The organism is Nonomuraea sp. CX421, assembly GCF_059358955.1.
This window is the reverse complement of record NZ_JCADBK010000011.1, coordinates 92,600-108,329: the sequence shown is the minus strand read 5'-3', so window position 1 is coordinate 108,329 and position 15,730 is coordinate 92,600. Positions and strand designations below refer to the sequence as shown.

Annotated in this window: 16 protein-coding genes; 12 read left to right on the top strand and 4 right to left on the bottom strand. The window is 72.4% G+C overall.

Annotated features, from left to right (window positions below; all coding sequences use genetic code 11):
• Positions 1-9: 9 nt before the first annotated feature.
• Positions 10-1,008, top strand: a complete 999-nt coding sequence (locus AC5L3X_RS21130; RefSeq protein WP_494859009.1) for an aldo/keto reductase family protein — start codon at positions 10-12, stop codon at positions 1,006-1,008.
• Positions 1,009-1,072: 64 nt separating this feature from the next.
• Here AC5L3X_RS21130 and AC5L3X_RS21125 read toward each other — a convergent pair whose 3' ends face one another.
• Positions 1,073-1,279 (bottom strand): hypothetical protein, encoded by a 207-nt coding sequence (locus tag AC5L3X_RS21125; RefSeq protein WP_189125944.1) that lies wholly within the window; start codon positions 1,277-1,279, stop codon positions 1,073-1,075.
• Between the two features lie 155 nt (positions 1,280-1,434).
• Between AC5L3X_RS21125 and AC5L3X_RS21120 the strand changes: the two genes are divergently transcribed.
• On the top strand, positions 1,435-2,427 hold the full coding sequence (locus AC5L3X_RS21120) for a bifunctional adenosylcobinamide kinase/adenosylcobinamide-phosphate guanylyltransferase (RefSeq protein ID WP_494859007.1): 993 nt from the start codon (positions 1,435-1,437) through the stop codon (positions 2,425-2,427).
• Positions 2,428-2,507: 80 nt separating this feature from the next.
• Here the strand turns inward: AC5L3X_RS21120 and AC5L3X_RS21115 are convergent, their stop codons facing one another.
• Positions 2,508-3,308, bottom strand: coding sequence for an ABC transporter ATP-binding protein (locus AC5L3X_RS21115; protein ID WP_494859005.1), 801 nt, complete (start codon positions 3,306-3,308; stop codon positions 2,508-2,510).
• Between the two features lie 34 nt (positions 3,309-3,342).
• Here AC5L3X_RS21115 and AC5L3X_RS21110 point away from each other — a divergent pair, with 34 nt between their 5' ends.
• Together AC5L3X_RS21110 and AC5L3X_RS21105 are read left to right on the top strand one after the other, a co-directional pair.
• The gene (locus AC5L3X_RS21110; protein ID WP_494859003.1) at positions 3,343-4,065 is read left to right on the top strand and encodes an aminoglycoside 3'-phosphotransferase; all 723 of its coding nucleotides are present in this window, start codon (positions 3,343-3,345) and stop codon (positions 4,063-4,065) included.
• Complete coding sequence (locus AC5L3X_RS21105; protein WP_494859161.1) at positions 4,065-4,832, top strand: adenosylcobinamide-GDP ribazoletransferase; 768 nt, start codon at positions 4,065-4,067, stop codon at positions 4,830-4,832. Before AC5L3X_RS21110 ends, AC5L3X_RS21105 begins: the two co-directional genes overlap by 1 nt.
• A gap of 101 nt (positions 4,833-4,933) precedes the next feature.
• Here the strand turns inward: AC5L3X_RS21105 and AC5L3X_RS21100 are convergent, their stop codons facing one another.
• Entirely contained in the window at positions 4,934-5,893 is a 960-nt protein-coding gene (locus AC5L3X_RS21100) for a hypothetical protein (RefSeq protein WP_494859001.1), read from the bottom strand.
• Positions 5,890-6,237, bottom strand: coding sequence for a GntR family transcriptional regulator (locus AC5L3X_RS21095; protein ID WP_189125951.1), 348 nt, complete (start codon positions 6,235-6,237; stop codon positions 5,890-5,892). The genes AC5L3X_RS21100 and AC5L3X_RS21095 overlap by 4 nt, the downstream gene beginning before the upstream one ends.
• Before the next feature lie 94 nt (positions 6,238-6,331).
• Here AC5L3X_RS21095 and AC5L3X_RS21090 point away from each other — a divergent pair, with 94 nt between their 5' ends.
• From AC5L3X_RS21090 to lipA, 8 genes are all read left to right on the top strand, one after another.
• Entirely contained in the window at positions 6,332-7,819 is a 1,488-nt protein-coding gene (locus tag AC5L3X_RS21090) for a leucyl aminopeptidase (protein WP_494858999.1), read from the top strand.
• A 51-nt stretch (positions 7,820-7,870) separates the two neighbouring features.
• Entirely contained in the window at positions 7,871-9,235 is a 1,365-nt protein-coding gene (lpdA, locus tag AC5L3X_RS21085) for a dihydrolipoyl dehydrogenase (protein ID WP_494858997.1), read from the top strand.
• A gap of 37 nt (positions 9,236-9,272) precedes the next feature.
• Positions 9,273-10,739: a 2-oxoglutarate dehydrogenase, E2 component, dihydrolipoamide succinyltransferase gene (gene sucB / locus AC5L3X_RS21080; RefSeq protein WP_494858995.1), complete on the top strand. Its 1,467-nt coding sequence runs from the start codon at positions 9,273-9,275 to the stop codon at positions 10,737-10,739.
• Between the two features lie 278 nt (positions 10,740-11,017).
• Positions 11,018-11,911: a TIGR01777 family oxidoreductase gene (locus AC5L3X_RS21075; protein ID WP_494858993.1), complete on the top strand. Its 894-nt coding sequence runs from the start codon at positions 11,018-11,020 to the stop codon at positions 11,909-11,911.
• 37 nt (positions 11,912-11,948) lie between these two features.
• Complete coding sequence (locus AC5L3X_RS21070) at positions 11,949-12,686, top strand: Type 1 glutamine amidotransferase-like domain-containing protein (protein ID WP_494858991.1); 738 nt, start codon at positions 11,949-11,951, stop codon at positions 12,684-12,686.
• A 38-nt stretch (positions 12,687-12,724) separates the two neighbouring features.
• Positions 12,725-13,417 carry a lipoyl(octanoyl) transferase LipB gene (gene lipB, locus AC5L3X_RS21065; RefSeq protein ID WP_494858989.1) on the top strand — a complete coding sequence of 231 codons (693 nt, stop codon included), beginning with the start codon at positions 12,725-12,727 and terminating at the stop codon, positions 13,415-13,417.
• A 114-nt stretch (positions 13,418-13,531) separates the two neighbouring features.
• On the top strand, positions 13,532-14,512 hold the full coding sequence (locus tag AC5L3X_RS21060) for a M48 family metalloprotease (protein WP_494858988.1): 981 nt from the start codon (positions 13,532-13,534) through the stop codon (positions 14,510-14,512).
• Between the two features lie 182 nt (positions 14,513-14,694).
• The gene (lipA, locus tag AC5L3X_RS21055) at positions 14,695-15,624 is read left to right on the top strand and encodes a lipoyl synthase (RefSeq protein ID WP_189125959.1); all 930 of its coding nucleotides are present in this window, start codon (positions 14,695-14,697) and stop codon (positions 15,622-15,624) included.
• The last annotated feature ends 106 nt before the right edge of the window (positions 15,625-15,730 follow it).

Sequence of the window (15,730 nt, the reverse complement as noted above, 5' to 3'; positions counted from 1 at the left end):
GTCGGGTACATGGAATTCCGTCACCTCGGTCGTAGCGGTCTCAAGGTCAGCGAGATCAGTTACGGCAACTGGCTCACCCATGGCTCCCAGGTGGAGGAGGACGCCGCCAAGCAGTGCGTCCAGGCCGCCCTCGACGAGGGCATCACCACGTTCGACACCGCCGACGTCTACGCCGGCACCAAGGCCGAGGCGGTGCTCGGCCGGGCGCTGAAGGACGTCCGCCGGGAGTCGCTGGAGATATTCACCAAGGTCTACTGGCCGACCGGAGCCGGGCCCAACGACCGTGGCCTGTCCCGCAAGCACATCACCGAGTCGATCAACGCCTCGCTGCGCCGCCTGCAGACCGACTACGTCGACCTCTACCAGGCGCACCGTTTCGACTTCGAGACCCCGCTCGAAGAGACCCTCAAGACCTTCGACGATCTCGTACGGCAGGGCAAGGTGCTGTACGTCGGGGTCAGCGAGTGGACCGCCGGCCAGATCGCCGAGGCGCTGAAGATCGCCGACGAGATGGGCTTCGACCGGATCGTGTCCAACCAGCCGCAGTACTCGATGCTGTGGCGGGTCATCGAGACGGAGGTCGTGCCGCTGAGCGAGCGCGAGGGCGTCGGCCAGATCGTCTGGTCGCCGATCGCCCAGGGCGTCCTCACCGGGAAGTACCTGCCCGGCCGGCAGCCGCCCGAGGGCTCGCGGGCGACCGACCCGGGCGGCAGCGCCATGATCTCCCGGTTCATGAAGGACGACGTGCTGACCAGGGTGCAGGAGCTCAAGCCGATCGCCGCCGACCTCGGGCTGAGCATGGCCCAGCTGGCGGTCGCCTGGGTGCTGCAGAACCCCAACGTGTCCAGCGCCATCGTCGGCGCCACCCGGCCCGAGCAGGTGCGCGACAACGTGAAGGCCGCGGGCGTCAAGCTCGACGCCGAGGTCCTCGGGCGGATCGACGACGCGCTCGGCCCGATCGTGGAGCGGGACCCCTCGAGGACCGTCAGCCCCGAATCGCGCCCGTAAACTCCGCCAAACGAAAACCCCTTGAGTCACGACACGACTCAAGGGGTTTTTCTAGGTGCTCTGTTCACTCCGGACGCAATGACAATCCCGTGTATTCGACGCGTTCCTCTTCCAGGAGAGCGACCTGCTCGACACCGAATTCGAGCAGCTCACGCCAGTTTTCGCCGATCCAGGACTCCGCGTCGGCCTGGCTCGGAAAAACCTCTCGGGGCAACGGCCGATCTGTCACCTCACCACCATGCGCGTTTTCATAACGCCACCGCCATGTCATGCATACGCTCCTTTTCCGCGGGTTCGCCGGCGCACCCTCCGACGGCACTGGCACCCTACTCCCGAGCCTGGAAGTCGATCGATGCCGCGCGCGTTTCGTGTCGCCCCCCCTGTCCCGCTGACCGCCGTTCCGAGGGGGTTTGTACGATCGGCGCGGTGAAGGTACTTCTCGCCGGTACGGCGGGCCCCGCGGGCTGGCCGGCGCCCGGCTGCCGGTGCGCCTCGTGCGCCCGCCCGCCGTCGGCGCACCGGCGGCCGTTCGAGCCCGTCGTGGACGGCGTGGCCGGGTTCCCGTTCCGAGACCTGCCGGGCGGCCATCGGTCGTTCGCCGGCGGGCACGGCCTGACCGGGCCGGACGGCGCCCGGCTGCTGTACGTGCCGGCGGGACGGACGCCGCTGGACGTGCCGGCGTGCGACCTCGTGCTCGCCGACCTGCTCGACGGGCCGGAGCGGCTCGGGCTGCTGCGGCGGGCGGGGGTGGTGGGCGAGCGCACCCAGGTGGTGGCCGTGGGCGTCGACCATCGCGTCAGGTCGGAGGAGGAGCTGGCCCGGCGGCTGGCGCTGTGGGGGGCGCGGGCCGTACCCGACGGGACCACGATCGACACCGGCCGGCCGCCGCCCCTGATGGCGCCCCCGCGCAGGACGTTGCTGCTGGGCGGGTCGCGGTCGGGCAAGTCGGCCGAGGCCGAGCTGCGCCTGGCGGCGGAGCCGTACGTGACCTATGTGGCCACCGGGCCGCAGGGCGAGGGCGACGCGGAGTGGGCCGCGCGGGTGCGCGCCCACCGGGAGCGCAGGCCCGGGCACTGGGCGACGCTGGAGACCGTCGACCTGGCGCGGGCCGTCCGCGAGGCCACCACGCCGCTGCTCGTGGACGGGCTCGGCACCTGGCTGGCCGCGGTTTTCGACGAGCACGGCGCCTGGGAGGGCGACCGGGCGCCGGTCTGGCGGCGGTGCGACGAGCTGGTGCGGGCGTGGCGGGACGCGGCGCGGCCGATCGTGGCGGTGTCCGACGAGGTGGGCATGGGCGTGGTGCCCGCCACGGCCGGCGGGCGGACCTTCAGGGACGCGCTCGGCCGTCTCAACGAGCGGCTGGCCGCCGAGTCGGAGGATGTGGCCCTGGTCGTCGCCGGCCGCCTCCTGCCGCTCTGAGAGCCCGCGGAGCGCCCCGGGGCCCGCCTGGGGCATGGGCGGCGCGGGACGGCCTGAGCGTACGCCCCTGGCCGCCCGGCTCAGGGGCGGACGGCCCGGGCGTACCAGCGACCGTCGAGCCGGTCCACGTGCAGCGGACGGCTGAAGCAGTCGGACAGGTTGGACGGGGTGAGGACGTCCGCCACGGGCCCGGCCGCCAGGACGCGGGCGTCGCACATGAGCATGGCGTGGGTCGTGGTCGAGGGCACCTCCTCCAGGTGGTGGGTCACCGTGATCGTGGTGAGCACCGGCCTGGTCTCCGCCAGGTCCTCGACCGCCGCGATGAGGTCCTCGCGGGCGGGCAGGTCGAGCCCGGCGAACGGCTCGTCGAGCAGCAGCACCGCCGGATCCGGCATGAGCGAGCGGGCCACCCGGATGCGGGCGCGCTCGCCCTGGGAGCACACCCGGAAGGGGCGGTCGGCCAGGTCCTTGCAGCCGAGGTCGGCCAGCAGCCGCAGCGCGCGCTCGTGCTCGGCGTCGCCGTACCTGTCCCAGAGCGGGGCGCTCGTCCCGGTGTGCCCGGTGAGCACCACGGTGTGCGCGGTCGCGCCCTCCTCCTCCAGCAGCTCCTCGTCGATGAGCCGCTGGCTGGAGGCCACCAGGCCGATGTGGCGGCGCAGCGACCGCACGTCGACCCGGCCGAGCCGGTGGCCCAGGACGCTCACCGTGCCCTCCGTCGGGTGCCGCACGGCGGCGGCCAGCGAGAGCAGCGTCGTCTTGCCGGCGCCATTGGGGCCGAGGATCGCCCAGTGCTCGCCGTACTCAACCCGCCAGTCGACGTCGCTCAGCAGTGCCTTGCCGACGACCCGGACACCTACGCCTTCGAGTTCAACCACGTGCATTCGGCCACCCTAGTGGCCCTTAGGATCGACCGTTATGCGGCTTCCTGGGCGGATCTTGGACCTGTTCGGTGACGACGCCGTCTGGTCCGGCGACCACGAGGGCATGAGCGGTGAGACACTGCGCGTCACGTTCCCCACGGGCGTCTACTACGTGAAGCAGGGCCCGGCCGCGCGCGGCGAGCGTGACCGGCTCGTGTGGCTCAGGCGGTGGATGGCGGTGCCGGAGGTCGTGGCGTTCGAGGGTGACGCGCTGGTGTTGTCGGACGTGGGCTGGCGCAGTCTGGAGCGCAAGGCGCCGCCTCCCCAGGCGGGCACGATCATGGGACGGGCGCTGCGCGCCCTGCACGGCGTACCGGTCGGCGAGTGTCCTTTCGACGAGCGGCTCGACGTCAAGCTGGGCCGGGCCCGCGAGCGGGTGGCGGCCGGGCTGGTCGATCCGCGCGACTTCGACGAGGCCCGGACGGGACTCACGCCGGAGCAGGTGTACGAGCGGCTCGTGGCCGAGCGGCCCGCCGAGGAGGACCTGGTCGTCACGCACGGCGACTTCACCCCGGCCAACGTGCTCGCGCCGCCCTCGGGCGAGCCGGTGCTGATCGACCTGGGCGCGCTCGGCGTGGCCGACCGGCACGTCGACCTGGCCCTCGCGCTGCGCGAGCTGGACGAGCGGTCCGGGGCCGACTTCCTGGCGGCGTACGGGCTCGCCGAGCCCGACCCGCGGCGGCTGGAGTACTACCGGATGCTGGACGAGCTGTTGTGATGCACGGGCTGCGCTTCGCGGTCGGCACACTCACCGTCTTCCCGGTCCGGGTGACGCGGGTGGACAGCGGAGTGGCGGGCCCGGCCATGCTGCTGGCGCCGGTCGTCGGGCTGGTCCTCGGCCTGCTGGCGAGCGTGCCGCTGCTGCTGCCGGGGCCGCCACTGCTGGGAGCCGCCCTGGCGGCCGGGACGCTGGCCGTGCTGACGCGCGGGCTGCACCTGGACGGGCTGGCCGACCTGGCCGACGGCCTGGGCAGCGGCAGGCCCGCCGGCCAGGCGCTCGCCGTCATGCGGAAGTCCGACATCGGGCCGTTCGGCGTGGTGACGCTGGTGCTCACGTTGCTCGTCCAGGTCGCCACCCTGTCGTCGGCCGGCCCCTGGGCCCTGGTGACCGCCTGCGTGACCGGCCGCCTGGCACTCACCTGGGCCTGCCGGTCCGGGGTCCCCGCCGCCCGCCCCGACGGGCTGGGCGCCCTGGTGGCGGGCACCGTACGTCCGGCCGCCGCCTGGCTCGTCACCCTCGTGGCCCTGGTCGCCGGCACCGCGCTCGGCCTGGCCGTACCGGCCTCGGGGACCTCGGGAACCTCGGGGGCCGGCCTGCCGGCTGTGGTCGTCCTGCCGCTGGCGACGCTCGCCGGGCTGGTGGCCGCGCTGCTGCTGCTCGCCCATGCCCGGCGGCGGCTGGGCGGCGTCACGGGCGACGTGCTCGGCGCGCTCGCCGAGACCGCCACCACGGCCGCCCTCGTCGTGTGCGCCGTCCTGGGCTGACGGCGACGACCGGTCAGGCGGCCGGCTGCGGCACGCGTACCGGAAAGCGCCTGAGCAGGAGAAACCCCGTCAAGGCGAGCAGCGCGGGTGCGGGTGCCTGCTCACCGGCTCACCTTCTCGGCGACGAGGGCGTTGAGGAGGGCGGCGCCGCGGGCGGCGTCGTCGACGCTGACGGCCAGCTCGCCACCGGAGCGGTAGCGGATGATCAGGCACTCGCCACCGCGCAGCATGATGGTCGCGGCACCCGGCAGGCCCCGGATGCCCCAGCCGCCGACCTGACTCGGATACCGCGTGTCCGACCAGGCTTTGTCGATCTTGGACAGCTGGATCCGGCGGGCCGGCCAGCCGAACGGCCCGAACCCGATCCGGAGGCCGTCGGCGGTGACGCGGCAGGTGAGGGAGGTGGTCAGCAGCCCGACGAGCAGCACGATGCCGAGCGGCGCAAGCACGGGGCCGACGGAGGCGCCCGCGACGTCGAGCACCGCGACGACGACCAGCCCGGCCGCCGCGACGGTGGTCACGGCGAGCAGCCAGGGATTGGTGAGGCGGCTGACCCACACCACGCGCTGCCCCGGCCTGAGGTCGAGCCGGGGCGGCTCGACGCCGGCGGGCGCCCGCAGGTCGGGGCCTCCCCTGCCGAGGTGGCCGGCGAGCAGCCCGGCGGCGGCGCTCACCAGGATCACCGTGATGACCTGCCACGGCTTCAGGACGGCGGCGGTCCAGTCGGGCGCGTCGAGGTTGGCCAGCAGGGTCGTGCCGCCCATGCCGAGCACGAACAGCCCGCCTCCGACGAGGGTGCCCCACCAGTAGGCGCGGCCCATCCTGCGGGCGAGCGTCCGCTCCCGCGCGGCGGCGACGAGCAGGAACCCCCAGATCACGATCCACATCGCCACCTGCACCGCCAGGCCGTCCGCGAACGACAGCTCGCCGTCGGGCGCTCCCGCCGGGCCCCAGTGCACGGCCAGCGGATCGGGCAGCCGGTCGCGCAGAGTCAACGGAACCGCGACCAGCGCGGCGGTGACGACCGTCCCCCAGAGGGCGGCGGCGGATCGGGGGTTCATGGCAACTCCTCAAGGATGGTGATGAGGTCTTCGCGGCGGTAGCCGTATCTTCTGGCCTCGTCCAGCAGCTCGCGTGCCCGCTCCACGAGCAGCGCGCGCCCGTCGGCGCGGCCGGCGACGCTGACGCCGCGTCCGCGCCTGAACTCCAGCAGCCCCTCGTCCCGCAGGTCGCGCAGCGCGCGCAGCACCGTGTTGGCGTTGATGCCGAGCGCGTCGGCCAGGTCGCGGGCCGGCGGCAACCGGTCTCCCGGCGTGTACGCCCCCTCGCCGATGGCGTGACGGATGGCGCTGGCCACCTGCTGGTGCAGGGGCCGCGCGTCGTTGAGATCGAGCGTGAGCAACATGGTGCTAATGACTATAGCACCATGTTGCGTAAATGATTCATGGGATGAACCCCTGTTTGTTAGTACCTGGAAACCCTGGATAGCATCGGTTTACGTGACCACTGTGCGGCTGAACTCAGCAGACCCCGTCTCTTTCGACACCGACGCACTGATCGTCGGGTTCCGTTCCGGCCCGGAGGGCCCTCGCCCCGCGACGGGAGCGGAAAGTCTCGACGCCGCCTTCGACGGGAAGCTCGCCACCTCCCTCGCCGCCGTCGGGTTCACCGGCAAGCCCGGCGAGATCGCCAAGGTGCCGGTGTTCGGCGCCATCACCGCGCCGCTGCTGGTCGCGGTCGGCCTGGGTGAGTCGCCCGACGCCGAGGGGCTGCGCCGCGCCGCCGGCGCCGCCGTGCGCTCGCTGGCCGGCACGGCCCGCGCCGCCCTGGCCCTGCCCGCCGCGTCGGCCCAGGAGGTCGAGGCCGTCGCGCTCGGCGCGCTGCTGGGCGCCTACGACTACTCCCGCTACCGCACCAACGGCGAGCGCAAGGAGCCGGTGGCCGAGCTGACCGTGCTCTCCGCCGAGGCTGGCGAGCACGGCCACGGCACGAGCGCCGCCGAGCGCGCCACCGTGCTGGCCGAGTCCGTCGCCCTGGTCCGCGATCTGGTCAACACACCGCCGTCCGACCTGTGGCCGGCGAAGTTCGCCGAGATCGCCGAGCGGACGGGCGCCGAGGCCGGGCTGACCGTCGAGGTGCTCGACGAGAAGCAGCTCAAGGACGGCGGCTACGGCGGTCTCGTCGGCGTCGGCCAGGGCTCGGTCAACCCGCCGCGCCTGGTCCGTCTCTCCTACACCCATCCGGAGGCCGGCAAGACGCTGGCGTTCGTGGGCAAGGGCATCACGTTCGACTCGGGCGGCCTGTCGCTCAAGCCGTCCGCGTCCATGGACTGGATGAAGTCCGACATGGGCGGCGCGGGCGCCGTCTTCGGGGCACTGGTCGGCATCGCCCGCCTGGGCCTGCCGGTCAACGCCGTCGGCTACCTCTGCCTGGCCGAGAACCTGCCCAGCGGCACCGCGCAGCGCCCGTCCGACGTCCTCCACAGCTACAGCGGCAAGACCGTCGAGGTGCTCGACACCGACGCCGAGGGCCGCCTGGTGCTCATGGACGGCATCGCGCGGGCGGCCGAGGACTCCCCCGACCTGATCGTCGACGTCGCCACCCTCACCGGCGCGCAGATCGTCGCGCTCGGCTGGCGCACGGCCGGCGTCATGGCCAACGACGACGCGATCAGGGAGCTCGTCGTCGAGGTCGCCGGCGACGCGGGCGAGGGCGCCTGGGGCATGCCGCTGCCCGAGGAGCTGCGCAAGGGCCTCGACTCCCCGATCGCCGACCTCGCCAACCTCCACCCCGAGCGCTGGGGCGGCATGCTGACCGCGGGCATCTTCCTGAAGGAGTTCGTGCCCGACGGGGTGCGCTGGGCGCACATCGACATGGCCGGACCCGCGTTCAACAAGGGCGAGCCGCACGGCTACACCCCCAAGGGCGGCACCGGCGCGATCACCCGCACCCTCATCGGACTCGCCGAGCGGCACGCGAGCATCTGAAACAAATGAAAAGATGACGGCATCACGAACACCCCGACAAGGAGCCTTCCTGTGGCCTACGACATCGTCGTCCTAGGTGGCGGCAGCGGCGGCTACGCCTGCGCGCTGCGGGCGGCCGAGCTGGGCAAGACCGTCGCCCTGATCGAAAAGGACAAGATCGGCGGCACCTGCCTCCACAGGGGATGCATCCCCACGAAGGCTCTGCTGCACTCCGCCGAGGTCGCCGACGAGACGCGCGAGAGCGAGACGTTCGGCGTCAAGGCGCGGTTCGAGGGCATCGACGTCCCCGGCGTCCACGCCTTCAAGGACAAGATCGTCACTCGCGCCTGGAAGGGCGTGCAGGGCCTGCTCAAGGGCGCGGGCGTGACGATCGTCGAGGGCGAGGGCCGCCTCGTCGCAGAGCGCGCGATCCAGGTCGGCTCCGAGGTCTACGAGGGCCGCGCCGTCGTGCTGGCCACCGGCTCGGCGCCCAGGTCGCTGCCCGGCCTGGAGATCGACGGTGAGCGTGTCATCACCAGCGAGCACACCCTGACCATGGACCACGTGCCGAGCTCCGTGGTGGTGCTGGGCGGCGGCGTGATCGGCGTCGAGCTGGCCAGCGTCTACCGCTCGTTCGGGGCCGAGGTCACGATCGTCGAGGCCCTGCCCCACCTGCTGCCGGCCGAGGAGGAGTCGAGCTCCAAGCTGCTGGAGCGCGCCTTCCGCCGCCGCGGCATCAAGTACGAACTGGGCGTCTTCTTCGAGAGCGCCAAGACCACCGACACGGGCGTGGTGGTCACCCTGGCCAACGGCAAGACCCTCGACGCCGAGATCCTGCTGGTCGCGGTCGGCCGCGGCGCCGTGTCCTCGGGCATGGGCTTCGAGGAGGCCGGCATCGCCATCGAGCGCGGCGCGGTCGTGGTCGACGAGCACTGCCAGACCTCCGTGCCGGGCGTCTACGCGATCGGCGACCTGATCCCCACGTTGCAGCTGGCGCACGCCGGGTTCGCCGAGGGCATCATGGTGGCCGAGCACATCGCCGGCCTCAACCCGCCGCCCATCGACTACGCGGGCGTGCCGCGCATCACCTACTCCGACCCCGAGGTCGCCTCGGTCGGCATCACCTCCGCCCAGGCCGCCGAGCGCGGGCTGGAGATCGTGGAGCAGGTCTACGACCTCGCCGGCAATCCCAAGAGCCAGATCCTCGGCACGGCGGGCGCCGTCAAGGTCATCGCCCAGAAGGACGGGCCGGTCGTCGGCGTCCACATGGTGGGCCGCCGCATCGGTGAGCTCGTCACCGAGGGGCAGCTGATCTACAACTGGGAGGCGCTGCCCGCAGAGGTCGCCCAGCTCATCCACGCACACCCGACCCAGTCCGAGGCCGTTGGTGAGGCGATGCTGGCCCTGGCCGGCAAGCCGCTGCACGTCCACAACTAGTCAAGCCCTCGAGATCAGAACGCGAGAGAAGATAACGATGCCGGTCTCCGTACAGATGCCCCAGCTCGGCGAGAGCGTTACCGAGGGCACGGTAACCCGTTGGCTGAAGAAGGAAGGCGAGCGCGTCGAGGCCGACGAGCCGCTCCTGGAGGTGTCGACCGACAAGGTCGACACCGAGATCCCGTCGCCGTCCGCGGGCGTCGTCACCAAGATCGTTGTGGCTGAGGACGAGACCGTCGAGGTCGGCGCCGAGCTGGCCATCATCGACGAGAACGGCCAGGCCGGCGGTGCCGCCCCGGCTCAGCAGGAGGCCCCGGCCGCGGAGCCGGAGCCCGCTCCCGCCTCCTCGATCCCCCAGCCCGCCCCGGCGCAGCCCGAGCCCGTCCAGCAGGCGCCGGCCCAGCAGGCTCCGCCCGCCCCGGCACCGCAGGCCCCGCCCGCGCCCGCACCGGCCCAGCAGGCTCCTGCTCCGCAGGCACCGGCACCGCAGGCCCCGGCTCCGCAGGCGCCCGCCGAGCAGGCCCCGCCGCAGCCCTCCGGCGAGAGCCCCTATGTGACGCCGCTGGTGCGCAAGCTCGCCAACGAGCACGGCGTCGACCTCGACGCCGTCAACGGCACCGGCGTGGGCGGCCGCATCCGCAAGCAGGACGTGCTGGAGGCGGCCAAGACGCAGCGCGCGCAGGCGGCCCCCGCCGCCCAGGCTCCGGCTCCCGCCGCCGCCCAGCCCGCCGCCGCGCCCGCCCAGGCCGCTGCTCCCGAGCCGGTCGAGGTCGACACCACGCTGCGCGGCCGCACCGAGAAGATGTCGCGCCTGCGGCAGACCATGTCCAAGCGCCTGGTCGAGTCGCTGCAGACCGCCGCGCAGCTCACCACGGTCGTCGAGGTCGACGTCACCAAGATCGCGCGGCTGCGCGACCAGGCCAAGGCCGACTTCCAGCGCCGCGAGGGCGTCAAGCTGTCGTTCATGCCGTTCTTCGAGATGGCCGCCATCGAGGCGCTCAAGCAGCACCCCAAGCTCAACGCGACGATCAACAACGAGACGATGGAGGTCACCTACTTCGACGTCGAGCACCTCGCCGTCGCCGTCGACACCGAGCGTGGCCTCATCGCGGCCGTCATCAAGAACGCCGGCGACCTCAACCTCGCCGGGCTCGCCCGCAAGACGGCCGACCTGGCCGAGCGCACCCGCGCCAACAAGGTGACCCCCGACGAGATCACCGGCGGCACGTTCACGCTCACCAACACCGGCAGCCGGGGCGCGCTGTTCGACACGCCGATCCTCAACCAGCCGCAGGTCGGCATGCTCGGCACCGGCGCGGTCGTCAAGCGTCCCGTGGTGATCGACACGCCCGAGGGCGAGGTCATCGCGATCCGCTCGATGGTCTACCTGGCGCTGACCTACGACCACCGCCTGGTCGACGGCGCCGACGCGGCCCGCTTCCTCACCACCATCAAGCGCCGCCTCGAAGAGGGCCGCTTCGAGGCCCAGCTCGGCCTCGCCTGATCCCTGGGCCGGCCCGGCGATCCGCCGGGCCGGCCCACCTCCCATGGCCGGCCGGCGTTCTCCGGCCGGCCCTTTCACGTTCCCCCACCCCACACCCACACCCCCATCCGTCACGGCGGGCCAAGCCGGCGCCGGACGCCGACCGGGGCTGGGGGCCTCCAGGGATACGGCCGCTGACCCGCACAGGGTGGCCCGCCGTGACGACGTCCTGTGGGCCGGGGCCGGCGCGTTCAGCAGGGCTGGTGGATATTTCGTGGCATGAGGGAGATATAGCGGGGATGGCTGTTGTGGTGAGCGGGGCGTCGGGCCTGCTGGGGAGTGCGCTGGTCAAGGCGCTCCGGGGTGACGGCGAGCGGGTCGTCACGTTGGTGCGGCGGGAGCCGCGCGGGGACGACGAGGTGTTCTGGCAGCCCGCCGAGAACGTGCTCGATCCGGCCGCGATCGAGGGTGCCGAGGCGGTGGTGCACCTGGCCGGTGCGCCGATCGCGGACCGGCGGTGGACCCCGGCCTACAAGCGGGAGCTGGTGCGCAGCCGCGTCGACAGCACGCGGACGCTGGTCGGCGCCCTGCGGGAGCTGTCCCAGCCGCCCGAGGTGCTGGTGTCGGCCTCCGGGGTCGACTTCTACGGAGACACCGGTGACCGGGTGGTCGACGAGGACACCGGCAGGGGCGAGGGGTTCCTGGCCGACCTTTGCGAGCGCTGGGAGGGCGAGGCGCGGGAGGCCGGGTCGTTCGGCGTGCGGACCGCCCAGCTGCGCACCGGGCTGGTGCTGAGCGGGCGGGGCGGGGCGCTCGGGCGGATGCTGCCGATCTTCAGGATGGGGCTGGGCGCGCCGCTGGGGTCGGGGAAGCAGTACTGGTCGTGGATCGCGGAGGACGACTGGGTGGGGGCCACGCTGCACATCCTGAAAAATCGGGATTTGTCGGGGCCGGTCAATCTCACCTCCCCTACCCCCGTCACCAACGCGGAGTTCACCAGGACCCTCGGAAAAGCCCTGCGCAAGGGCACCATGCCGATGCCCGTCCCGGCCTTCGCGCTGAGTTTGGGGATCGGTGAGTTCGCCAAAGAGGGGCTGCTGTCCGGACACAAGATCCTTCCCCGGAAGCTGCAGGACACGGGATACGGCTTCGCCCATACCAGTCTCGACGAGGCACTGCGCGCCGTACTCTAGTGTGCCGTCCGTCCTTCACCATCGAGGAGACTCCGACATGACCAGGTCAGGGCAGTCGCACATCCTTGCCATCGGCGGCGGATCGTTCCGCCAGAGCCGGCGCCACGGATTCATCCAGGCCAGCCCGCTGCTCCGGTACGCCCTCGACCTCACCGGCCAGGACCGCCCCAAGCTGGGCCTGCTCGCGACCGCCGTCGGCGACGACAGCGACTGGCTGCTGAAGATGTACGGCGCGTTCGCCGGCTGGGACGTCGAGCTGAGCCACCTGACCGTCTTCCCGATGCCCAACGTCGACGACCCGCGGGCGTGGATGCTGGAGCAGGACATGATCTACGTCAGCGGCGGCAGCGTGGCCAACCTGATGGCGCTCTGGCGGCTGCACGGGCTCGACGAGGCCTTCGAGGAGGCGTGGCGATCGGGCGTGGTGCTGTCCGGTCAGAGCGCGGGGGCGCTGTGCTGGCACGTCGGCGGCAACACCGACTCCTTCGGCCCCGAGCTGCGCGTGTGGGCCGACGGGCTGGCGTTCCTGCCCTATTCGTGCGGGGTGCACTACAACGGCGAGCCGCAGCGCCGCCCGCTGCTGCAGCAGTCGGTGGCCACCGGCGAGCTGCCCAGCGGCTACGCGGCCGACGAGGGCGTGGGGCTGCACTACGTCGGCACCGAGTTCATCCAGGCGGTCACCACCGACCCCGAGGGCTTCGCCTACCTGATCGAGCACGACGGGACCGGCGGGGTGAAGGAGTTCAGGATCGAGCCGCGGCTGCTGACCTCCTGAATTACCCTTCAGGGGTGACGGAACGGCACAATGGTCCCATGCGCCCCAAGCACGGGGTCGATCCCCACGCACTAGCCATCGTCCGCCTCGGTGTCGATGTCCCCTACGAGCAGGCCTGGGCGTTGCAGCGCCGCGTGCACGCCAAACGAATCGCCGGCGAGCTGACCGACACGGTTCTCCTGCTGGAGCATGCCCCGGTCTACACCGCGGGCCGGCGCACCGCGCCCCACGAGCGGCCCGCCGACGGCACGCCGGTGATCGACGTCGACCGGGGCGGCCGCGTCACCTGGCACGGTCCCGGCCAGCTGGTCGCCTACCCGGTCATCGCCATCACCGATGTGGTCACCTACATCTGCCGGCTCGAAGAGGCGATGATCCAGATCTGCGCCGACTTCGGCGTCACGGCGCGGCGCGCGACCGGGCGCGCCGGCGTGTGGGCGGCCGGCGACCCCAGCCTCGGCCTGCCCGATCGTCAGCTCGGCGCGGTCGGCATCCGGGTCGCCGGAGGCGTCACCATGCACGGCTTCGCGCTCAACTGCGCCAACGACCCCCGGTGGTTCAACCGGATCGTGCCGTGCGGCATCCCCGACGTGGGCGTCTCCTCACTGTCCGCCGAGACCGGCAGGCGGATCGTGGTCGAGGAGGTCCTGCCCATCGCCGAGAAGCGGCTGGCCGAGGCGCTCGGCATGGAGCCGTTCGACCTGCACGAAGAGGATCTGATGCGCCGCTGACGCCTGGCCTCTGGTCCAGGCGCGCCCTCCGCTCACGATCAGGCCTGTCCGGGCACAGCCTCCGCTCACGATCAGGCCTGTCCGGGCGCATCCTGCGCGCCTACGATCGGGCCTGTGAAGCGTCCCCTCGCCCTGCTTGTGGCCATCGTGGTGCACGCGCTGACGCTCGCCTGCGTCGTGCTGGGCACGTGGACGATCGTGGTCAACTCCGAGCTGCTCGCCGGGTGGCTGGTCGGCGCCCTGCTCATCGCGCTCGGCTGGATGCTGCGCCCCCGGCTCGGCGTCGCCATCCCCGCCGACGCCGAGGTGCTCGACCGTCCGGCGGCCAAGGAGCTGTACGGCGCCGCGGAACGGGTGGCCGACCGGATCGGCGTGCGGCGGCCCGGCAGGGTGGCGGTCCGCGACCTTGAGCCGGTCACGCGCTGCCTGCGCGGCGGACCGTTCAGGGAGCCGGTGCTGGTCGTCGGCCTGCCCCTGTGGCTGGCCCTGTCGCCGCGTCAGCGGGTGGTGGCGCTGGCCATGGCCTATGCCGAGACCCCGACCATGGAGGAGCTCGTCGTGGACGGCGCGCTGTCGACCCTGGGCGAGTGGCGGCAGGCGCTGATCGGGGCGGCGCCGCTGCGCGCGCGAGAGGAGGCGCAGACCAAGGTCGCGGCCTCGTCACTGGGCGGGCTGGACCATCCGGGCACCACTTACGAGGTGGCGGGGATGTTCGGCCGGCTCCTCGGGCGGGTGCTCGGCGGTCCGGTGCTGCTGACCGAGCACGTGCTGACCCGCCTGGCGCGGGCCGACGCCGACCGCGTCCGGCGCAGGCGTGAGGCGCTGGCCGCACGGATCGTCTCGGAGAGGGAGTTGGCCGAGCTCGGCGCGCTGCTGGCCAGCGGGCGCTATCTGGCGCCGATGCAGGCGGCGGCGCTGCGCGGCGAGAACATCACGGCCATCAGGGCGGGCGCCCTGGATCGCGCCCGGCTCTCCGAGGTGGCGCTGACGACGCCCGACCGGGAGTTGCTCGGCTCGGCCGAGTCGGATCGGATCGACGACGAGTTGCTCACCCACTACACCAGGGCGATCCGCGGCTTCGGCCTGATCAGCTGACCGCGCGACGCGCGGGCGCGGCGTGCGGGCGCGGCGCGGGTGGTTCGTGGGTGGTTCGTGGGTGGTTCGCCGGACGGGCACGGGTGGTTCGGGGGTGTTCGTGGAGTTCGTGGAGTTCGAGTTTCGAGGGGGGTTCGCCACCCGCGACTGAGCCGGTGCGGCCCGGGACGTAAGCTGTGGTGGTGACCGTTGCTCCTGAAGGCCGAAAGCTCCTCCGCCTGGAGGTGCGCAACGCCGAGACCCCTATCGAGCGCAAGCCCCCGTGGATCAAGACCAAGCTGAAGACGGGCCCCGAATACACCGAGCTCAAATCGCTCGTGCGCCGGGAGGGCCTGCACACGGTCTGTGAAGAGGCGGGCTGTCCCAATATCTACGAGTGCTGGGAAGACCGCGAGGCGACCTTCCTCATCGGCGGCGACCAGTGCACGCGCCGCTGCGACTTCTGCCAGATCGACACGGGCAAGCCCAAGGAGTACGACCGCGACGAGCCCCGCCGCGTGGCCGAGTCCGTCCAGCAGATGGGCCTGCGCTACGCCACGGTGACCGGGGTGGCCCGTGACGACCTGCCCGACGGCGGCGCCTGGCTCTACGCGGAGACCGCCCGGCAGATCCACGCGCTGCTGCCCGGCTGCGGCGTCGAGCTGCTGGTGCCCGACTTCAACGGCGACCGCGACCAGCTTGAGGAGGTCTTCTCGGCCGAGCCTGAGGTGTTCGCCCACAACGTGGAGACGGTGCCGCGCATCTTCAAGCGGATCCGCCCCGCGTTCCGCTACGACCGCTCCCTCGCGGTGATCACGATGGCCCGCGAGGCCGGTCTGGTCACCAAGTCCAACCTGATCCTGGGCATGGGCGAGACCCGCGAGGAGATCGTCGAGGCCATGCGCGACCTGCACGCGGCCGGCACCGACCTGCTCACGATCACCCAGTACCTTCGGCCCACGCCCCGGCATCACCCGGTGGAGCGCTGGGTCAAGCCGGAGGAGTTCGTGGAGCTCCAGGCCGAGGCCGAGGCCATCGGGTTCGCCGGGGTCCTGTCGGGGCCGCTGGTCCGTTCGTCCTACCGCGCGGGCCGGCTCTACCAGCAGGCGATCGCGGCACGCCAGACCACCTGAGCGTCGCCGCCCGCCCCAGACCGTTCCCCGGCTTCGGGGGGCGGTCTGTCGCATGTTCGGGGACGAAACCGGCGGGCCCGATCTTCCCGGCGGCCAGGTCCGGTCC

What these genes read in the sequence shown, in the direction of transcription:
- AC5L3X_RS21130 (WP_494859009.1), top strand. Translation starts at nt 10, where the DNA reads ATGGAATTCCGTCACCTCGGTCGTAGCGGTCTCAAGGTCAGCGAGATC.
- AC5L3X_RS21125 (WP_189125944.1), bottom strand. Translation starts at nt 1,279, where the DNA reads ATGACATGGCGGTGGCGTTATGAAAACGCGCATGGTGGTGAGGTGACA.
- AC5L3X_RS21115 (WP_494859005.1), bottom strand. Translation starts at nt 3,308, where the DNA reads ATGCACGTGGTTGAACTCGAAGGCGTAGGTGTCCGGGTCGTCGGCAAG.
- AC5L3X_RS21110 (WP_494859003.1), top strand. Translation starts at nt 3,343, where the DNA reads ATGCGGCTTCCTGGGCGGATCTTGGACCTGTTCGGTGACGACGCCGTC.
- AC5L3X_RS21105 (WP_494859161.1), top strand. Translation starts at nt 4,065, where the DNA reads ATGCACGGGCTGCGCTTCGCGGTCGGCACACTCACCGTCTTCCCGGTC.
- AC5L3X_RS21100 (WP_494859001.1), bottom strand. Translation starts at nt 5,893, where the DNA reads ATGAACCCCCGATCCGCCGCCGCCCTCTGGGGGACGGTCGTCACCGCC.
- AC5L3X_RS21095 (WP_189125951.1), bottom strand. Translation starts at nt 6,237, where the DNA reads ATGTTGCTCACGCTCGATCTCAACGACGCGCGGCCCCTGCACCAGCAG.
- sucB (WP_494858995.1), top strand. Translation starts at nt 9,273, where the DNA reads ATGCCGGTCTCCGTACAGATGCCCCAGCTCGGCGAGAGCGTTACCGAG.
- AC5L3X_RS21075 (WP_494858993.1), top strand. Translation starts at nt 11,018, where the DNA reads ATGGCTGTTGTGGTGAGCGGGGCGTCGGGCCTGCTGGGGAGTGCGCTG.
- AC5L3X_RS21070 (WP_494858991.1), top strand. Translation starts at nt 11,949, where the DNA reads ATGACCAGGTCAGGGCAGTCGCACATCCTTGCCATCGGCGGCGGATCG.
- lipB (WP_494858989.1), top strand. Translation starts at nt 12,725, where the DNA reads ATGCGCCCCAAGCACGGGGTCGATCCCCACGCACTAGCCATCGTCCGC.